The organism is Muriicola soli, from assembly GCF_004139715.1.
Taxonomy (GTDB): domain Bacteria; phylum Bacteroidota; class Bacteroidia; order Flavobacteriales; family Flavobacteriaceae; genus Muriicola; species Muriicola soli.
Genome location: NZ_CP035544.1, coordinates 2,123,545 through 2,140,508 on the forward strand (window position 1 = coordinate 2,123,545; position 16,964 = coordinate 2,140,508).

Annotated in this window: 11 protein-coding genes; 3 read left to right on the top strand and 8 right to left on the bottom strand. The window is 43.2% G+C overall.

What is annotated here, in order from left to right; translation table 11 throughout:
- Positions 1 to 39: 39 nt before the first annotated feature.
- Together EQY75_RS09660 and gyrB are read right to left on the bottom strand one after the other, a co-directional pair.
- The gene (locus EQY75_RS09660; RefSeq protein ID WP_129605392.1) at positions 40 to 1,053 is read right to left on the bottom strand and encodes a DUF6588 family protein; all 1,014 of its coding nucleotides are present in this window, start codon (positions 1,051 to 1,053) and stop codon (positions 40 to 42) included.
- A 72-nt stretch (positions 1,054 to 1,125) separates the two neighbouring features.
- On the bottom strand, positions 1,126 to 3,063 hold the full coding sequence (gene gyrB / locus EQY75_RS09665; protein WP_129605394.1) for a DNA topoisomerase (ATP-hydrolyzing) subunit B: 1,938 nt from the start codon (positions 3,061 to 3,063) through the stop codon (positions 1,126 to 1,128).
- A gap of 329 nt (positions 3,064 to 3,392) precedes the next feature.
- Between gyrB and EQY75_RS09670 the strand changes: the two genes are divergently transcribed.
- Complete coding sequence (locus EQY75_RS09670) at positions 3,393 to 4,838, top strand: SLC13 family permease (protein ID WP_129605395.1); 1,446 nt, start codon at positions 3,393 to 3,395, stop codon at positions 4,836 to 4,838.
- Between the two features lie 82 nt (positions 4,839 to 4,920).
- Here the strand turns inward: EQY75_RS09670 and asnB are convergent, their stop codons facing one another.
- Positions 4,921 to 6,591 carry an asparagine synthase B gene (gene asnB, locus EQY75_RS09675; protein WP_129605397.1) on the bottom strand — a complete coding sequence of 557 codons (1,671 nt, stop codon included), beginning with the start codon at positions 6,589 to 6,591 and terminating at the stop codon, positions 4,921 to 4,923.
- Positions 6,592 to 6,833: 242 nt separating this feature from the next.
- On the opposite strand from asnB, the gene EQY75_RS09680 reads away from it, so the two are divergent.
- A complete protein-coding gene (locus tag EQY75_RS09680) occupies positions 6,834 to 7,379 on the top strand; it encodes a DUF2911 domain-containing protein (RefSeq protein ID WP_129605398.1) in 546 nt (181 codons plus the stop codon).
- 57 nt (positions 7,380 to 7,436) lie between these two features.
- On the opposite strand, the gene EQY75_RS09685 is transcribed toward EQY75_RS09680, so the two are convergent.
- From EQY75_RS09685 to EQY75_RS09705, 5 genes are all read right to left on the bottom strand, one after another.
- Positions 7,437 to 9,056, bottom strand: coding sequence for an amidohydrolase (locus tag EQY75_RS09685; RefSeq protein WP_129605400.1), 1,620 nt, complete (start codon positions 9,054 to 9,056; stop codon positions 7,437 to 7,439).
- Between the two features lie 99 nt (positions 9,057 to 9,155).
- Entirely contained in the window at positions 9,156 to 9,917 is a 762-nt protein-coding gene (locus tag EQY75_RS09690) for an NYN domain-containing protein (RefSeq protein ID WP_129605402.1), read from the bottom strand.
- Between the two features lie 123 nt (positions 9,918 to 10,040).
- The gene (locus EQY75_RS09695; RefSeq protein ID WP_129605404.1) at positions 10,041 to 11,123 is read right to left on the bottom strand and encodes an OmpA family protein; all 1,083 of its coding nucleotides are present in this window, start codon (positions 11,121 to 11,123) and stop codon (positions 10,041 to 10,043) included.
- 180 nt (positions 11,124 to 11,303) lie between these two features.
- Positions 11,304 to 13,004, bottom strand: a complete 1,701-nt coding sequence (locus EQY75_RS09700) for a TonB-dependent receptor domain-containing protein (RefSeq protein ID WP_342773979.1) — start codon at positions 13,002 to 13,004, stop codon at positions 11,304 to 11,306.
- 64 nt (positions 13,005 to 13,068) lie between these two features.
- A complete protein-coding gene (locus EQY75_RS09705) occupies positions 13,069 to 16,089 on the bottom strand; it encodes a tetratricopeptide repeat protein (RefSeq protein WP_129605408.1) in 3,021 nt (1,006 codons plus the stop codon).
- 149 nt (positions 16,090 to 16,238) lie between these two features.
- Between EQY75_RS09705 and EQY75_RS09710 the strand changes: the two genes are divergently transcribed.
- Positions 16,239 to 16,922 (top strand): cell division ATP-binding protein FtsE, encoded by a 684-nt coding sequence (locus EQY75_RS09710; protein ID WP_129605411.1) that lies wholly within the window; start codon positions 16,239 to 16,241, stop codon positions 16,920 to 16,922.
- Positions 16,923 to 16,964 lie beyond the last annotated feature (42 nt).

Genomic DNA, 16,964 nt, shown 5'->3' on the forward strand with positions numbered 1-16,964 from the left:
CGTTTGGAAGGCTGTTTTTTTATTGAAATAGGTCTATTCCTACCTGAAGCCAAAGCTAAGTCCGAAAGAAAAATTATTAAATTCAGCTAAGGTATAATCTGCATGTAACCGGAAAAAGCCCAGCTTGATTTTTGTCCCTACATTCGCAGTAACTCCGCTCGCATCCTTGTTTAAAGTAAATGGATCTGTGTAGGTTTCCTGGAAAGGACCAGACTGCACATCGTAAGTACCTAGGACGGCTGTTTCAGATTTCCCTGAAAGATAACCCAAACTACCGTAAAAATTTATTATCGGAAGCTTTGTAGAAACTACCGCCTGAAAAACCCAGGTATTGATCTTAGCATCGATCCTTTGATCAGATCCAGCAATGATACTTGTGTCGGTAAAATCATATGTACCCTTGATATTTGTATACCCGATTACCCCGGATATAGCAATAGGCAATATTTTATCAGCCGGTAAGTGCTTGGTAAATTCATGCTGAATCCCAACTCCGATAAGACTAATAGCAACATCATCGGTGTCGATCTTTGGCAAAAATCGCGCTTTGATCTCTGTGCCCTTGATGAGCCCAACACTTCCCTGGATAAATCCGGAGGGAATAAAATTGATGTCTTCAGCCGCCAAACCGGAAGGAAGGTCAAATTCTTCCCTGGAAGTTACACCGGGTGCAACCTCAGCTTCAACAAAAACCCTTACTCCCTCAATATCGCCAAGGGCAGAAGAAACAGTTTTCGTAGTGCTTCCATCCACAAACTGCAAATTCTGATAGTCGGCAGTATTGAGTATAAAAGTCTTTTTGTCTTCTTTGTTCTTGAATCCGGTAATGTTCCCGATTATGGAAACTTCAAAGCCTCCTAAGGGCTTGGCGTCACCTGTATTGAACCAGGATCCGGCAACGCTGTAGATAGCTCCTTCAGAAACAGGAGCGAGATAGTCGTTCATAAAGGTCTCCGCATCCTCTACCCCGGCCGCAAAAAGGTCGTTGGCATCGGATTGTGCCTGAACTGCCAGAACACAAAACCCCATAATTGCAAACAATAGATTTTTCATATCGATTAAATTTTGTCTAAAACTAAAAAACTCGTGCCTGCAGCACGAGTTTTTGTTGTGTAATGCTATTTTTTATGCATCAATGTTGGCATAAACCGCATTTTTCTCGATAAACTCCCTTCTTGGAGGTACCTCGTCTCCCATAAGCATGGAAAAGATTCTGTCAGACTCGGTTGCGTTGTCAATGGTCACTTGCCTAAGCGTCCTGTACCCCGGATCCATAGTTGTATCCCAAAGCTGTTCCGCATTCATCTCCCCGAGACCTTTGTATCTCTGTATGCTTACTCCACCTTTATAGCTCTCAGCTATTTCATCCCTTTCCTTATCGTTCCAGGCGTAATTCTTCTTACTTCCTTTTTTCACGAGATAAAGCGGAGGAGTGGCAATGTAAACGTGCCCTGCTTCAATCAATTCACGCATGTAACGGAAAAAGAAGGTGAGAATTAGGGTTTCGATGTGACTTCCATCGACATCCGCATCACACATGATGATGACCTTATGGTAACGAAGTTTTTCCAAATTCAGAGCCTTGCTGTCTTCTTCGGTTCCAATAGTAACGCCCAGTGCAGTGTAAATATTTTTTATTTCCTCGTTTTCAAAAACCTTGTGTTGCATGGCTTTTTCAACATTCAGGATCTTACCCCTAAGAGGCAATATCGCCTGAAAATTACGGTCCCTGCCTGCTTTGGCCGTTCCTCCCGCAGAATCTCCCTCCACCAGGAATACTTCGCATTTTGTGGGATCCTGTTCGGAGCAATCTGATAGTTTCCCCGGTAATCCCCCACCGGACATTACGTTCTTTCGCTGAACCATTTCCCGGGCTTTTGAAGCCGCATGTCTCGCCTGGGCTGCCAAAATCACCTTTTGTACTATTATTTTGGCATCGTCGGGATTTTCTTCCAGGTAATTGGTCAGCATTTCAGATACGGCCTGACTAACCGCTGAAGAAACTTCCCTGTTCCCTAGCTTTGTCTTGGTTTGTCCTTCAAACTGAGGTTCGGCAACTTTAACGGAAACAATAGCTGTGAGTCCTTCGCGGAAGTCATCCCCCTGTATCTCAAACTTGAGTTTATCCAGCATCCCGGAGGCATCCGCATACTTTTTTAATGTCGTGGTAAGACCTCGTCTGAAACCGGATAAATGAGTACCCCCTTCGTGGGTATTAATATTGTTGACATAGGAATGAAGGTTTTCGGTATATCCTGTATTGTAAACCATTGCCACTTCTACCGGGATGTCATTCTTTTCCCCTTCCATCGCGATGATATTCTGAATCAGAGACTCGCGATTCCCATCCAGAAAGCGGATAAATTCTTTGAGGCCTTCTTTAGAATGAAATACCTCAGAAACAAATTCGCCGTCCTTGTCCTTCTCTCTTCTGTCTGTAATCGTAATGGTGATACCCTTATTCAGGTAGGCCAGTTCACGCATCCTGTTTGAGAGCGTCTCATAGCTGAATTCAATTGTTTGAGAGAAGATCTTTTCATCTGGATGAAAGGTAACTTCCGTTCCGCGTTCTTTTGTAGTACCAGTACTTTTTACCGGGTAGAGTGCCTTACCCCTTTCGTATTCCTGCTCCCAAATCTTTCCATCGCGAAAAACTGTGGCTTTAAGTGTATTGGAAAGCGCATTTACTACAGAGACCCCTACACCGTGCAGGCCACCAGAGACTTTGTAAGAATCCTTGTCAAATTTACCTCCGGCCCCGATCTTAGTCATTACCACCTCAAGGGCAGAAACACCTTCTTTTTTATGCAAGTCGACAGGAATCCCCCGTCCGTTATCCCTTACGGATACCGAATTGTCTTCGTTTATAAATACACTGATGGTATCACAGTGGCCACCCATAGCCTCGTCAATAGAGTTATCTACCACCTCGTAAACCAGGTGATGCAGCCCTCTGACACCGACATCCCCAATATACATTGAAGGACGCATTCTAACATGTTCGATGCCTTCAAGAGCCTGAATACTATCGGCTGAATACTTGTTTTTCTTTTCTTCGCTCATAAAATCGATTAAAGTTTCACTGAAATTCAGGTCCCTTCGGAACCTTTTTGCACTAACGCAAAAAACAATCCAAAAAGTTTCAAAAATCTGATGGATTTATCCTTTTTAAAACCCCCGGGACTGTCTGAAAATTTACAATCCTACAAATATAAAGAAATGCCCGTGAAATATAGGGATTGCGAGCAGTGGAAGCTGTGAAGTTATTAACATTTTAACAACAATTTAAGGTGATTTCAGGCCTGGCCTACAATTTTAATTTAATATGATAATTATTAGGTTTTTTTCCTGTATATCAGACTAATTTTACTCCCGAATTAATACTACCTATCATGAGCGATTCCAGAGGTGTTTCTCTGAAACTGATGTCACACATCCAAAAGGTCGTCGATGTACAAAGCAGAGTCATTTATTTCCTGCTCTGCATCATCATATCCTTTGGCCTTACCTATTCCATGTACGAACCGAGTCTGGATCAGGCCCAGATCTATGTTCTTTTCCTACTTTTTTTGGCAATCGGACTATGGGTGACTGAAGCCATTCCTCCTTTTGCGGTTGGTCTTTTGGTATTCGGGTTCCTCATCTTTGCCATGAATAGTCATTATTCCAATGTAGATCCGGAGAATGTAAAAGAACATTATATCGGCTACATCAATTCGTGGTCGAGTAGCGTGATCTGGCTGATGCTCGGAGGTTTTTTTATCGCGGAAGCTATGAGTAAGACCCAGCTAGACAAGGTAGTGTTCAGGATGAGTGTTTCCAGGATGGGAACTTCGCCCAAAAGTGTTCTCCTGGGTTTAATGCTCACCACAGCACTATTTTCAATGATCATGTCTAATACGGCCACCACGGCCATGATGATCGCTTCCGTACTGCCCTTCCTGAATACCATTGAAAAGACAGCGCCTATGTCTAAAGCTATATTAATCGGGATTGCAGGGGCAGCAACTATCGGAGGGATGGGGACACTCATCGGCTCACCTCCAAATGCCATAGCTATCGAAGCACTCAATAATCACGGGATCGATATTGGCTTTCTGGAATGGATGATGATCGGTTTCCCTCTGGCATTGATCCTAACGGTACTTTTTTGGTACCTACTCTCCAAAAAATATATTCCGAAACTCAAGACCATTGAGATTACCATCGAGGCAGATACGGCAATGCCCGATAGTGAATCCTACCGATTTGAAAAGATTAAAAAACGAATTGTGATCGGGGTATTGTCGCTTACCCTCTTATTGTGGCTTACTGAGAAATTACATGGCATCCCTGCTTCTGTGGTCTCTTTGCTTCCCATTATCCTTTTGACTATGACAGGAATAGTAACCGCAGACGACGTCAGAAAGCTGCCTTGGGACACTCTTATGCTTGTTGCAGGCGGCCTTGCCCTTGGACTGGCTATCAAAGAAACCGGACTAGCGGATTTTTACGTGGAAAAGATTGCAAAATTTAAACTCAACTTTTATATCCTGGTATTGCTTTTCGCCTTTCTAACCGTCATTCTTTCAAATGTAATGAGCAATACCGCTGCCGCAACGGTCCTGATTCCCCTCGGGATCATTCTTACCTATCAGAACCCCATTGTTTTGCCATTGGTGATAGGCCTTTGTGCCTCTACGGCCTTATTCCTGCCAATATCAACGCCTCCTAATGCCATTGCATATAGTACAGGAAAATTAGAGCAGAAGGATTTTAGGTTCGGAGGTCTGATCCTGGGCATTCTGGGGCCCCTGATTATCGCAGCCACAGTTTTACTCACTTTCGTTTTTTTGTAAAAAAAAGGGTATAACTCAAAGAAGCACCCATCGGGGTGCTTCCTGCAAATTCAGTCAAAAATCTAATCAATTGAAGATTGGTTTATTTTACGTAGGCGTCTGCGTGGACCATAGCCACGGCCCTGCCTGATGGATCGTTCATATTCTTAAAAGCTTCATCCCATTCAAGAGCAGTTTTCGTGCTACAGGCAACAGAGGCCTCCTGAGGTACACAGAGGGCAGCGGCATCAGAAGGAAAATGCGACTCAAATATTGCCCGGTAGTAAAACTCTTCTTTAGAGGTAGGGGTCTGGATAGGAAATCGGAATTTTGCATTCGCCAATTGTTCGTCACTCACTTCCTTTGCAACTACCTCCTTTAAGGTGTCTATCCAACTATAACCCACTCCATCAGAAAATTGTTCTTTCTGTCTCCAGGCAACACTTTCAGGCAGGTAAGATTCGAAGGCCTTGCGCACTACCCACTTTTCCATGCGTTCTCCGTTGATCATTTTATCCTTTGGATTGATCCGCATGGCTACATCCATAAATTCTTTGTCGAGAAATGGCACTCTTCCTTCTATTCCCCAGGCCGCCAATGATTTATTGGCCCTTAGACAATCGTACATATGAAGCTTTTGCAGCTTTCTAACCGTTTCTTCGTGGAATTCCTTTTCATTCGGGGCCTTGTGGAAGTAGAGATAGCCTCCAAAGAGTTCATCAGCGCCTTCGCCGGACAGGACCATTTTAATCCCCATGGATTTGATCACCCTGGCCATAAGGTACATAGGAGTGGAAGCCCTAATCGTAGTAATATCATAAGTTTCCAGGTTGTAAATCACATCTTTTATGGCATCTAACCCTTCCTGTATCGTAAATTTGATCTCGTGGTGAACAGTACCGATCTGGTCCGCAACCTTTCTGGCCGCAGCAAGGTCCGGAGAACCGTCAAGACCTACCGAAAAAGAGTGCAGCTGAGGCCACCAAGCTTCTGTGGTATCGTCAGATTCAATCCTTTTTTGTGCAAATTTCTTAGCTATGGCCGAAGTGACCGAAGAATCGAGTCCGCCCGACAAAAGCACCCCATAAGGAACGTCAGACATCAGCTGGCGGTGCACAGCCGCTTCCAGAGCATCGCGTATCTCTTCAATACTGGTTTCATTATCTTTTACGGCATCGTATTCCATCCAATCACGAGAATACCATTGCTTTAATTCCCCATCATCGGAATGCAGGTAATGCCCCGGTGGGAAGAGTTCAATTTTTGTACAGGTCCCTTCCAAGGCCTTTAACTCTGAAGCCACGTAGAATGTACCGTTTTTGTCCCATCCCATGTACAACGGAATTATTCCCATATGGTCTCTGGCTACGAAATAGGTGTCTTTCACGGAATCGTAAATGGCAAATCCAAAGATACCGTTCATCTCATCGAGAAAAGCCGGACCCTTTTTCTGATAAAGGGCAAGGATTACCTCGCAATCTGATTCGGTCCTGAAGGCGTAATTTCCCTCAAATTGTTTGCGCAGCTCGCGATGGTTATAGATTTCGCCATTCGCAGCAAGGATCATTTTACCATCCGGGCTGAGCAAAGGCTGCTTACCCGATGCAGGGTCAACGATGGCAAGGCGCTCATGTGCCAGTATGGCCTTATCATCCGAATAAATACCACTCCAATCGGGGCCACGGTGCCTCACTTTTTTGGACATTTCCAATAATTGGGGCCGTAAAACCTCACTACTCTCCTTTATGTCAAAGGCACAAACTATTCCACACATAAATACTCTTCTTTAATATAAGATAAGACAAAGATGATTCAATACTTTTAATTAGCAAATATAAATACAATTATTGATTACATATTATAAGTATTATACCTGTTTTTTGTTAATAATAACATCCTTTTATCTCTGATAGATTACTTTGCTCTTAATTTGTAAGTAGCCTAAATTTTAACGACTCTTTATAAAAATTAGACGCTTGAAGCCATTAGCTTTGAGGGAACTAAAAATCGATACTTATGAAAAATGTACTTACACTTGCTTTACTGGTCTGTGCTCTTGTTTTTTCGGGTGAGGCCGTGGCACAAGATTTCAGTGGAATGGATAAAAGTCCAATGGATATGGCTTCCTATCCTTCCGATTACAAAAATTCTGACAAAGCGGTCAGGGTGATCTACAGCAGACCTCAACTTAAGGACCGGGCTCTAAGTGATCTGGCTCCTGCCGGAAAAGTTTGGAGAACCGGCGCCAATGAAGCAGCCGAAATCACTTTTTACAAAGGAGCTACTATTGGCGGGGAAAAAGTTAATCCGGGTACTTATGCCCTTTTTACTATTCCTGGTGAAGACGGGTGGACGGTGATTCTCAACAAAAATTTGAATCAGTGGGGATCCTATTTCTACGATGAATCCGGAGATGTTGCACGCGTAAAAGGTATGGTCTCTTCAGGATCTGATTCGCTGGAAGCATTTTCTATGACCTTTAAGGAAGTTGATAACGGCGTACACCTAATTATGGGTTGGGGAACCACCCGTGTTGCTGTCCCTATCACTTTTGTGATGTAAGCTCATCTAATAAAATATAAAAGCCGAAGCAATAACTTCGGCTTTTTTTATATCCCTCTATTTCTTTTTAACCCCGTTGATAAAGACCTGTTCGGCTTTTAAATTAGGGATGGCCTCTAATGGAACGTTCATAATGTCATCACTAAGGATCACAAAATCTGCAACCTTGCCTACTTCCAGACTACCCTTTTCGTCTTCCTCAAAATTTGAATACGCTGCCCAGAGGGTCATTCCCCTGAGTGTTTCCTCCCTTGATAAGGCATCTTTCATCTGAAAGCCTCCTTCAGGGTATCCGGCTGTATCTTTTCTGGCTACTGCCGCGTAAAATGTGAGGAACGGACTCACCCGTTCCACCGGAAAGTCGGTTCCCAGTGCCACCGTACCTGCCTTGTTTAAGAGGGTTTTAAATGCGTAAGCTCCCTTTACCCTGCCAGGTCCCAATCTATCTTTAGCCCAGTACATATCACTCGTAGCATGGGTAGGCTGTATAGAAGGGATGATACCATCCTCAAAATAATCGAAATCCTCCATAGAAATTACCTGGGCATGTTCAATTTTCCAGCGTCGGTCTTCCTTGCCTTCCAAAGCCTTTTTGTAGGCACGCAAGACTGCGATATTTGCGGAATCCCCTATAGCATGTGTATTCATTTGATAATCTGATGCTGCTATTTGCATAGCCAGGGCTTCAATATCTTCTATAGGGGTAACCATGGCTCCGAAATGACCCGGCTGATCTGAATAGGGCTCTCGTAAAGCTGCCCCCCTTGAGCCCAATGCTCCATCGCCATAAACCTTTACAGATCTAACATTGAGTTGATCTGTTTTTATAATTCCCTTGTCCAGGAAATAATTGACGTCATCCGGAGAATTACTGACCATGGCATATACCCTAATGGAGAGTTCTCCTGCTTGTTGCAGGCTGTCTATTAGTTCTATAGTTTCACGCGTTAGTCCGGCATCGTTCACCGTGGTAAGGCCGTAATCCAAACAAATCTCTTCTGCGTCCTTTAAGGCTTTAATATTCATTTCAAGAGTCGGTGGAGGAGCTATTTTGTCAATCATTGCCATAGGATTGTCAACAAGCACCCCGGTGATTTTCCCATTGCGCTTGATGATTTCGCCACCCTTAACTACCGTAGATTCAACTATTCCCGCGAGATCGAGAGCCTTCTGGTTCACCAAATATGCATGCCCGTCTACTCTTTCAAGTGCCACGGGAGTATCGGGGAAAAGGACATCCAGTTCTTCCTTGGAGGGAAATTCCTTTTCTTCCCAGTCGTTTTGATCCCATCCCCGGCCCTGAATAAAATTAGAAGGGTTTTGCTCCTGAAAAGCCTTTACCCGTTCTACAACTTCCTCATAACTGCCAGTTCCCACTAAATCGACCTTCAATTGATTCAGGCCGAGACCATAGAAATGGCAATGGGCATCTATAAGACCGGGGACAACCGTTTTCCCTTCGGCATCTATCACCTCATCGGCCTTGTATTTATTTTGTATTTCATCTGTAGTTCCAACGGCAATAATTTTACCCTCACTTACCGCAAGGGCCTCAGTGGTTTCAAATGAGTCGTTTACCGTATAAACCTTAGCATTGATGAGGAGTAAATCTGCCTGTTCGGCAGTCTCACATGACGCCAAGATTGTAATGCAGGAGACGAAAAGTAATTTTTTCATTTTAGGATGATTTAAAACGGACTCAAGTCCATATTTTTTTGAAAGCTGACCAAAAATAGTGAAATCAGGCAAATCAGAAAGTGTAGTTTTATGACCGGGTTATTTTCTAGAGCCCCTGCCTTTTTCCTCTTTGATCTTCACATAGATCAGTTTCTTTCTTCCTTTGGCATCTTCACGTCGTTCGATTTCGAATTCGCCCAAGGCGCTGATCAGTGGGGTGAGCTTTTGATAGCCGTAATTCCTGGAATCAAAATTGGGCTGTTTTTTCTGTAACAGGCTTCCCACGTCCCCAAGAAAAGCCCAACCTTCATCGTCGGCCACATCGTCAACCGTATCCATAACAAGCTGTATGTCTTTGCGTGTAATCTTGTCTACGCCGCTCTTTTTCCCGGACTTGCTTCCTTCAGTGTCGACCGTGTTTTCCTCAGATTGTTTTTTCAGGATCTCGATATAGATAAATTTATCACAGGCTACGATAAACGGACTAGGTGTTTTTTTCTCTCCTATCCCAAATACCAGCATTCCCGCCTCCCGTAGTCGCGTAGCCAAACGGGTAAAATCACTGTCGCTGCTCACCAAACAAAATCCATTGACCTTACCGGAATACAAAATATCCATAGCATCGATGATCATTGCTGAATCTGTGGCATTTTTCCCTGCAGTATACCCGTATTGCTGAATGGGTGTGATGGCATTCTCCAGCAAAACGTTTTTCCATTTACCCAGTCGTGGATTGGTCCAGTCCCCATAAATCCTTTTAATGGTAGGATTGCCGTATTTGGCAATCTCTTCCATCATTTCCTTGACGTAGGCTGAAGGAATGTTATCTCCGTCTATCAATACGGCTAAATTGAGATCCATAAATTGTTTTTTGTAAAGGTCGGTATTCTGAGGTAATTAATAAGTAAAATTATATCTGCCCCCAAAAGTAGCATAAGGAAAGTCAGTGTATGGCATCCCAGGGGGAGATAAACAGGAGTGCCCTCACTCCATCTTGGTGAGGATGAATTCCACCCTCCTATTTTGTTGTCTTCCTTCGGCCGTAGAATTGTCCGCGATGGGTAGTTTTCCGCCGTGCCCTTTCCAGGAAATTCGCTCTTGAGAAAGGCCCAGTTCCGTAAAATAGTCCACCACAGCTTTACATCGATTTCCTGACAATTGCATATTGTAAGAATCGAGGCCGATATCATCGGTATGTCCATGGATAATAATGTTCAGACTAGGATCCTCAACAAGAAATTCATAGGTTTCTTTTAAATAGGCTTTTGCAGAATCCAAAAGGAGGTATTTATCAAAATCAAAAAGTACATGTTGAAATAAGTGGGGGGTGTTAAGACTTGGCGGTCCGTCCTTTACAACTGCAATAGCAGTAGATGCCGCCAATTTAGGATTCTTCGAGATCAGGGAAACCATATCCACATAGTAGTAGGCTCCTTGTTTGGCTCCTTTCTTGATCAGGAATTTACGAGTTCGGGCATTATTTTTAAAATTCCCCAGCGTCATATACTCCTCATTTCCTTTAGCAGTATAAGTAGTGGAGACCAGCATCCATTTTTTTTTGTCATTCGCAAAATGGGAATATCCTATTTCTTGGTATGTAAATTCATTATCGACATCGGAATAAAGATGCCTTTTCGACATTTCCTTTTTGATCTCGAAACTGAAGGGCTTTTCTGAGAAAACTACCCCAAATTGATTAACCGCAAAGTCGGATCGCTCGGCCAGGCTTACAAAAAAACTCAGTTCATACACTTCGCCTTTTTTTAAAGGAGTAGTCAGTTTTGCCTGCATGTACTCCCTGTAGTCATTTGGGGCGTACAAATAAAACCCGGCATAGCCCTCACCAAAATCGGCAATCTGAGTGCCGTTGAAGTTTTTTGGTGTTCCCATCGCTTCACTACAAGCGTGAAAATAATCTGTGGACCCCAGGGAAGGTGTGTTCCACCCCACCACATCTGAGTTAAAATTCCCAAGTTTTTCGGGGCAGGAAGTGTGTTCTTCAAAACTGGGATTAATTACCAGATTCTGAGCACTGCAGATGCAGAGACCAAAAAGGATACCATACATGCTCGTTAAACCACTACACTTCCGCATTCGAAAAAATTCCGGTTACATGGTCTTAAATTTAGGAAAAGCCGGCATTTTAATCAGCCAGAGGCCTGTCACCTTCGTTAAAGGGTTTAGAAAAAGGGCTATATCACGAATACAGCAATAAATAATTCATCTAAATTCTTGTTTCTAAGCGGTCTAGAAATCAAATTTATAGGTGACTCCTGCCAGGATTTGAAAGCTCTGAACCCTGAAATTGGCCCATCGCTGGTAGTCATTATTAGCCAGATTACTCGCTTTCGCAAAAATGGAAAGTTGATTACTTAGTCGGTACCCCAAATGGGCATTGGCATCAAAATAGGCATCAAGCGTAAGTACGCTTGCGGGGTAATCAGCGGGCTGCGCATTGGGAATGACCACAGAACTCAGGTCTTCCCTTTCACCTACATAAAACAGATTCGCCCCCATAAACCAGTGTTCATCTATCTGATAATCCATAAATAGAGATCCTTTTAAATTGGGAAGGTTCCATGCAGGATTGTCTGTTTCTGTGTCGAATTCAGAAACCGAGGCATTAACCCCCAGGCTAAAATTTCGATTGACATCAAGATTGAGTTCCCCAAAAATTCCAAGGGTCCTTACATCGTCATAAAAAAGCTCAAAAGAGTTTCCGTAGGTATAGCCTTTTTCATCATCCCTAAAATCGTTTTGCGGATTTAACTTAAAAAGTGGCTTGCGATTTTCGGCTTTATACGATCCTCTTACATTATAACTTAAATTGGGGAAAAGCTGCCCTTTAAATCCTAGTTCCGCATTATACTGCTGATCTGTTGGCTGAATAGACAAGGTAGGAGAGACAAATGGATTCTCTCCAACGAAATCTGCATAGGAATTCTGATATAATTGTCCGCTCACTCCACCGTACACAATCACTATTTCGTCAAGTAGTTTATACGAAGCCGTTACCTGAGGGTAGATGTAAAAATTTCCTTCGCTGTTCTCCATATCCATCCCATAAACCAGATTTGCCCCTAAGCTGATGCTCAGTTCGTCCTTTTCAATTAGAATACTGGGACTGAGTCCGACCTGAAATTGAGAATACGAAATACCTTGCGTATTCGCAGTGTTGTTGACATCAGCATTAGAAAACTCCCCACTGACATAATCTGCTTTTAGGCCTAGCGCGAAGGATTCCTGGCTCAAGGGAAAATCGAGTAAGGTTGTAAGAATAGCTCTGTTCTCACCTGATTCTACACTATCCCAGAATCTTTTAAAACTAATTCCTCCCTGGCTAAAGACCGCATTTTCCTGCTGGAACTGGGCTCCTAATTCTGCGCTAAAATATTGTTGTTGCTCATCGATTCCTGCGATCACTGCCTCATCAAATACCCCTTCAGGAAGGCCATACCAGTTGTAAAGCTGGTGTTGCGCACCCAGGGAAATACCCCAGTCTCCGTCTCGGCTCCTGTTTGAATAGGCCGCATCTATATCCGTATTGTAGAAATCGGTATCAAGTGGTGTAAAATCAAGGTCTCCTCTTGAAGAGAAATGGTTGATTCCAACATCAATTCGCTGATTCCCCCTGTCAATATCCCTGCTGGTATAAACATCCAGAAGCGCATTATTAAAATTCCCCAGGCCCATGGACACAGAAGAATTAAATAATTTTTCTGGCGCTGCCTTTTGCACGGTGGCGGCTTTCCCTTTGGCCGGAGTAAAGGTGGACGCAACAGGTACCGAAAAAATACTGTATTTGATTTCTTTTTTAGACTGGATGACAGAATCGTTGAGAAGAGGCACCGATTTTATTTTAAAGGCATCGGAGACCGTTGGTGAATACGGTTTTACAACAGTAACCGTTTCCGTTCCCAGATCCTTTTCCTGAGCTGATATACTCACACCAAAGCACTTTAAAAAACAAAATACAATGATAAACTTCCTTGACATATGATCTGAACTTTGTTTAATTCTCCCCTGTATCAACTGATGCATTTTTTTCGGCCTCTTTAGACTTTATAAGCGACAATTCTTGCCTGGCCTTTGATTCTATCTCGGGAAACTGACTGAAATTCGAGATCACACTCTCCAGAATATACGTTGCCTGAAAGGCATCTCCCAAAGCATAGAAATTCTGGGCCATTACGATCAAACCTTTACCTCCCCATTCTTTGTAAATAGCGTATTCCCTGGCCAGTTTCTGTACCGATATATTGCTTTTTTCAAAGGCTCCCTTTTTTTGTTTAAAATAGGCGTCGAAATACAGGGCTTCCGCTGCCAATGATCCGGAAGAAGTCTTCAGCACTTTTGCGTACGCCTCTTCTGCTGTGATTTCATCAGAAGTACTCATAGCTGATCTTGCAATCATGATGTTTGCATCGCTCTTGATACGGTCATCTATTCCTTCTGTTTTCAATACCTTTTCTGCGTATTCCAGTGTTTTTTTGTAATTCTTTTGTTCGTAATACCCCTTCATCAGATTCTGCCTGGCGTATGTTCTGTTCTGCGCTATGTCAGCGGATTCCTCCAGTCGACTCAAATAATTCATAGCAGCAGCCATGTCATTCTTTGCCAATAAGAGTTCGCAAACCCGAGTCAATGCCTGTTCGTAATACTCGCTTCCTCCCCGGTCTGCGACATAGGTAAAGGAAGTTAAAGCCTTCTCCTGATTTCCCTCAGAAAAGTACAGTTGTGCAAGCTTAAAATGGGCATCGACAATATGAAGGCCGGAGGGAAATTCTGATATATAGCTTTCGTAACCGCGAATAGCAGCAGCGGTCCTTCCTTCTATATCCTGTTTTTCTGCAGATTCAAAAGTGGCATTATCCAATTCAGCGTCTGACACTTCAACAAAATCAAGATTTCTTACCCAGGCCGCGTATTCATTTACACGGCCCATATCCATATAGACCAGTTTTGCAGTGTTTACGGCCTGTATAGCCTCCTGTGAATTAGGGTATTTATCTACGACGGTGCTGAATTTATTCAATGCCTCATCGTTACGGTTAGCGTTGTAATGCACCAGGCCCTGCCTTAGAAGAGCCTGTGGTACCAGTTTGCTGCTGCTGTATGAGTTCACTAAATCGGCATAAGCCTTGAGGCCTTCCTGCTCCTTGTTATCACGGATATAGGAATTCCCAAGTTCAAAAAGAACGTCGTCTTTTAGTGTTGAAGCCGGATATGAAGTAATAAATGAATTGAGCTCCGCTAATTTGGTCGAATTTCTGCCTGTAAACCCGTAACTGACCGCTTTTTGGAAAGCCGCATAGTCCTTTTCCCTCCCGTTGCCGGAAAGGTAGTCGGCATATGCATCTATGGCCCTGTCGTATTTACTGGTTACAAAATAGCAGTCGCCGAGTCGCACCAAAGCGTCATCAACTTTTTCCTTCTCGGCTGTGCCCGACTTATATCGCGCAAAATACGGAATGGCCGAATTGTAGTCCTTTAGCTTGAAATAGGTATATCCCAAATTGTAGTCCAGGTCCTTGTATTCTTTGGTACTTGAGGCTGCCTGACTTTGCTGAAAACGGATGTATTCCACCAGGGCTTCGTCAAAACGATTGAGTAAGAAACTGGCCTCGGCTTTCCAATATCTGGCCCTTGCGGTAAATAAGGCATCAGCATCACTTTTAATGGCTCTGTCTAAGACCTCAGCTGTTTCGGCATAATCTCCTTCGAGGAATAATTCCATCCCTCTGAAAAAAGCTACTTTTTGATAGGTCGTTTTATTTGCGTAATTCCTGTTCTGTTCAAGCAATTCCAATGCCCCCTTAAAATTCCTGGAGGTCAGGTAGGAATCCACAAGCAATTCCTGAAGTTCAGGAGCATAAGTGTCTTTGGGGTATCGATCCAAATATGTGGAAAGCACCAGAGTGACCGGCTCATAGGCATTCCCGATCTCATAACTAAGACGGGCGTAATTGAGAAGGGCATCTTTTTCTATTTCAGGCGAGAATTCCATTTGTGATGCATTCCTGAAGGCATTAAGTGCCTCTTGTTTCTTGTCGAGTTTCAGGTAGCATTCTGCCAGATGGTAATACGCATTCTGAGCTACGCTATTCTGTCCTCCAATGATCTTGTTAAATTGAAGGATGGCATTGGCGTAATCTTGTTGTTGGTAATAGCAATACCCCAACTGGTAATAGTCTGTATTGTTCCATTTACCGCGCTTTCCCCTATAAGCTTCGAGATAAGGAATGGCCTCCTTGTATTGCTGCAGATTAAAATAACTTTCTCCAATGATCTTGTTGAGTTCGGAAATTTCCTGCCTGTCCGAATTAGGAAGTTGCTTTTTTCCCAAAGCGATGGCTTCTTCAAAATTACCGAGCTTAAAGTTCAGGTCTGCCTGAAAATAGGAAAGGTTTTCACTGAGCAATTCCTGGTCTGTAATCTGGTCAAAACTTTCGGTTGCTCCTTGGTAATCATCTTGCTGGTAAGCAATAAAACCAAGATAATACTTGGCCTGCGAACCGTATTCAGCAGAATTGGACACTCTGTTGAAATAGGTTTTGGCCTCTTCGGGTTTTTTAGCAGCAAAGAGGGAGTACCCCATATTAAAATTAAAGCGTTGCCGGTCTTTCTTCGGTACGGTATAAGGCTCCACTTTTTTATACCATTTCAGGGCATAAGGGTATTTGGCATTTGCAAAATAATAATCGGCCACATCCAAAAAGGCAGCATCTCTTTTTGTAGATGTGGGAAAACTTTCCACAAAATCTTCCATTAGACGGTCTGCACCAATCTGGTTGAGTCGTACCGCAGCGTTGGCGGCATAATATGCACTGTTTGCCTTGGTTTCCTCGTTTGTAGTTCTTGCTCTTACCTTTTTAAAAAGGGTTTGGGCTGCCTGGTATTGACTATTATTATAGAGTTGCAGAGCTTGATTGTAATCACTGTCTTCATGGGTATAGATGACAGATTCCTGAGCAATTGCCATGGAGAACAGGCCAAGGGCCATAAGGGTAAAAGCGGTTTTTTTCTTTAACATAGTGTTCTAGGACTCGTGAGAATTACCGTATTTGTCTTAGTAACGGGAAATATTGATTTGCAGTATAAACCCGTCAAAGAAAAAGATTTTCATGAGGCCCGTACTTTTTATCCTGCAGAACTTATTACTTTTATATCAACAATAAACGCATGGAAGAGCCCATACTAAGCTTAAAAGAAGTTGCCGTTTACCAAAAAGAGAATTTGGTGTTGAATGATATCAACCTAGAGGTAAAGAAAGGTGAATTTGTGTACCTCATCGGTAAGACGGGAAGTGGTAAAAGTAGCTTTATGAAAACCCTATACGCTGATCTCCCTCTTAAGCAAGGTCATGGCAGGGTGGTCGGATTCAATCTCAAAACACTTGAAGAAAAGAACATTCCCTATCTCAGGAGGAAATTAGGTGTGGTATTCCAGGATTTTAAACTCCTTCCGGACAGAAACATACACAAAAACCTCCTTTTTGTATTGAGGGCCACCGGATGGAAAGACGCGGCCAAAATGAATGCCAAAATCGAGGAGGTACTCGAAAAGGTAGGTATGAAGACAAAGGGATTTAAGTTTCCTCATGAACTTTCGGGAGGAGAACAACAACGGATAGCTATTGCCAGAGCCTTACTCAATGATCCCGAACTCATTCTCGCAGACGAACCCACAGGGAATCTGGATCCCCAGACCAGCGTTGAGGTTATGAAAGTATTGCAGGAAATCAATAAGACGGGCCGTACCATTCTCATGGCTACCCATGATTATGCGCTCATCCTTAAATATCCTTCCAAGACCTTAAAATGCGACGGAAATAAGGTTTTTGAAGTAGTCCAGAAAGCAGTTTAAACTTTTATTCAGCTCTTTATTTTTTAAATTTCCATCAGGAAA

Coding starts and splice junctions, on each gene's coding strand:
- EQY75_RS09660 (WP_129605392.1), bottom strand. CDS start 1,053: ATGAAAAATCTATTGTTTGCAATTATGGGGTTTTGTGTTCTGGCAGTT.
- gyrB (WP_129605394.1), bottom strand. CDS start 3,063: ATGAGCGAAGAAAAGAAAAACAAGTATTCAGCCGATAGTATTCAGGCT.
- EQY75_RS09670 (WP_129605395.1), top strand. CDS start 3,393: ATGAGCGATTCCAGAGGTGTTTCTCTGAAACTGATGTCACACATCCAA.
- asnB (WP_129605397.1), bottom strand. CDS start 6,591: ATGTGTGGAATAGTTTGTGCCTTTGACATAAAGGAGAGTAGTGAGGTT.
- EQY75_RS09680 (WP_129605398.1), top strand. CDS start 6,834: ATGAAAAATGTACTTACACTTGCTTTACTGGTCTGTGCTCTTGTTTTT.
- EQY75_RS09685 (WP_129605400.1), bottom strand. CDS start 9,056: ATGAAAAAATTACTTTTCGTCTCCTGCATTACAATCTTGGCGTCATGT.
- EQY75_RS09690 (WP_129605402.1), bottom strand. CDS start 9,917: ATGGATCTCAATTTAGCCGTATTGATAGACGGAGATAACATTCCTTCA.
- EQY75_RS09695 (WP_129605404.1), bottom strand. CDS start 11,123: ATGTATGGTATCCTTTTTGGTCTCTGCATCTGCAGTGCTCAGAATCTG.
- EQY75_RS09705 (WP_129605408.1), bottom strand. CDS start 16,089: ATGTTAAAGAAAAAAACCGCTTTTACCCTTATGGCCCTTGGCCTGTTC.
- EQY75_RS09710 (WP_129605411.1), top strand. CDS start 16,239: ATGGAAGAGCCCATACTAAGCTTAAAAGAAGTTGCCGTTTACCAAAAA.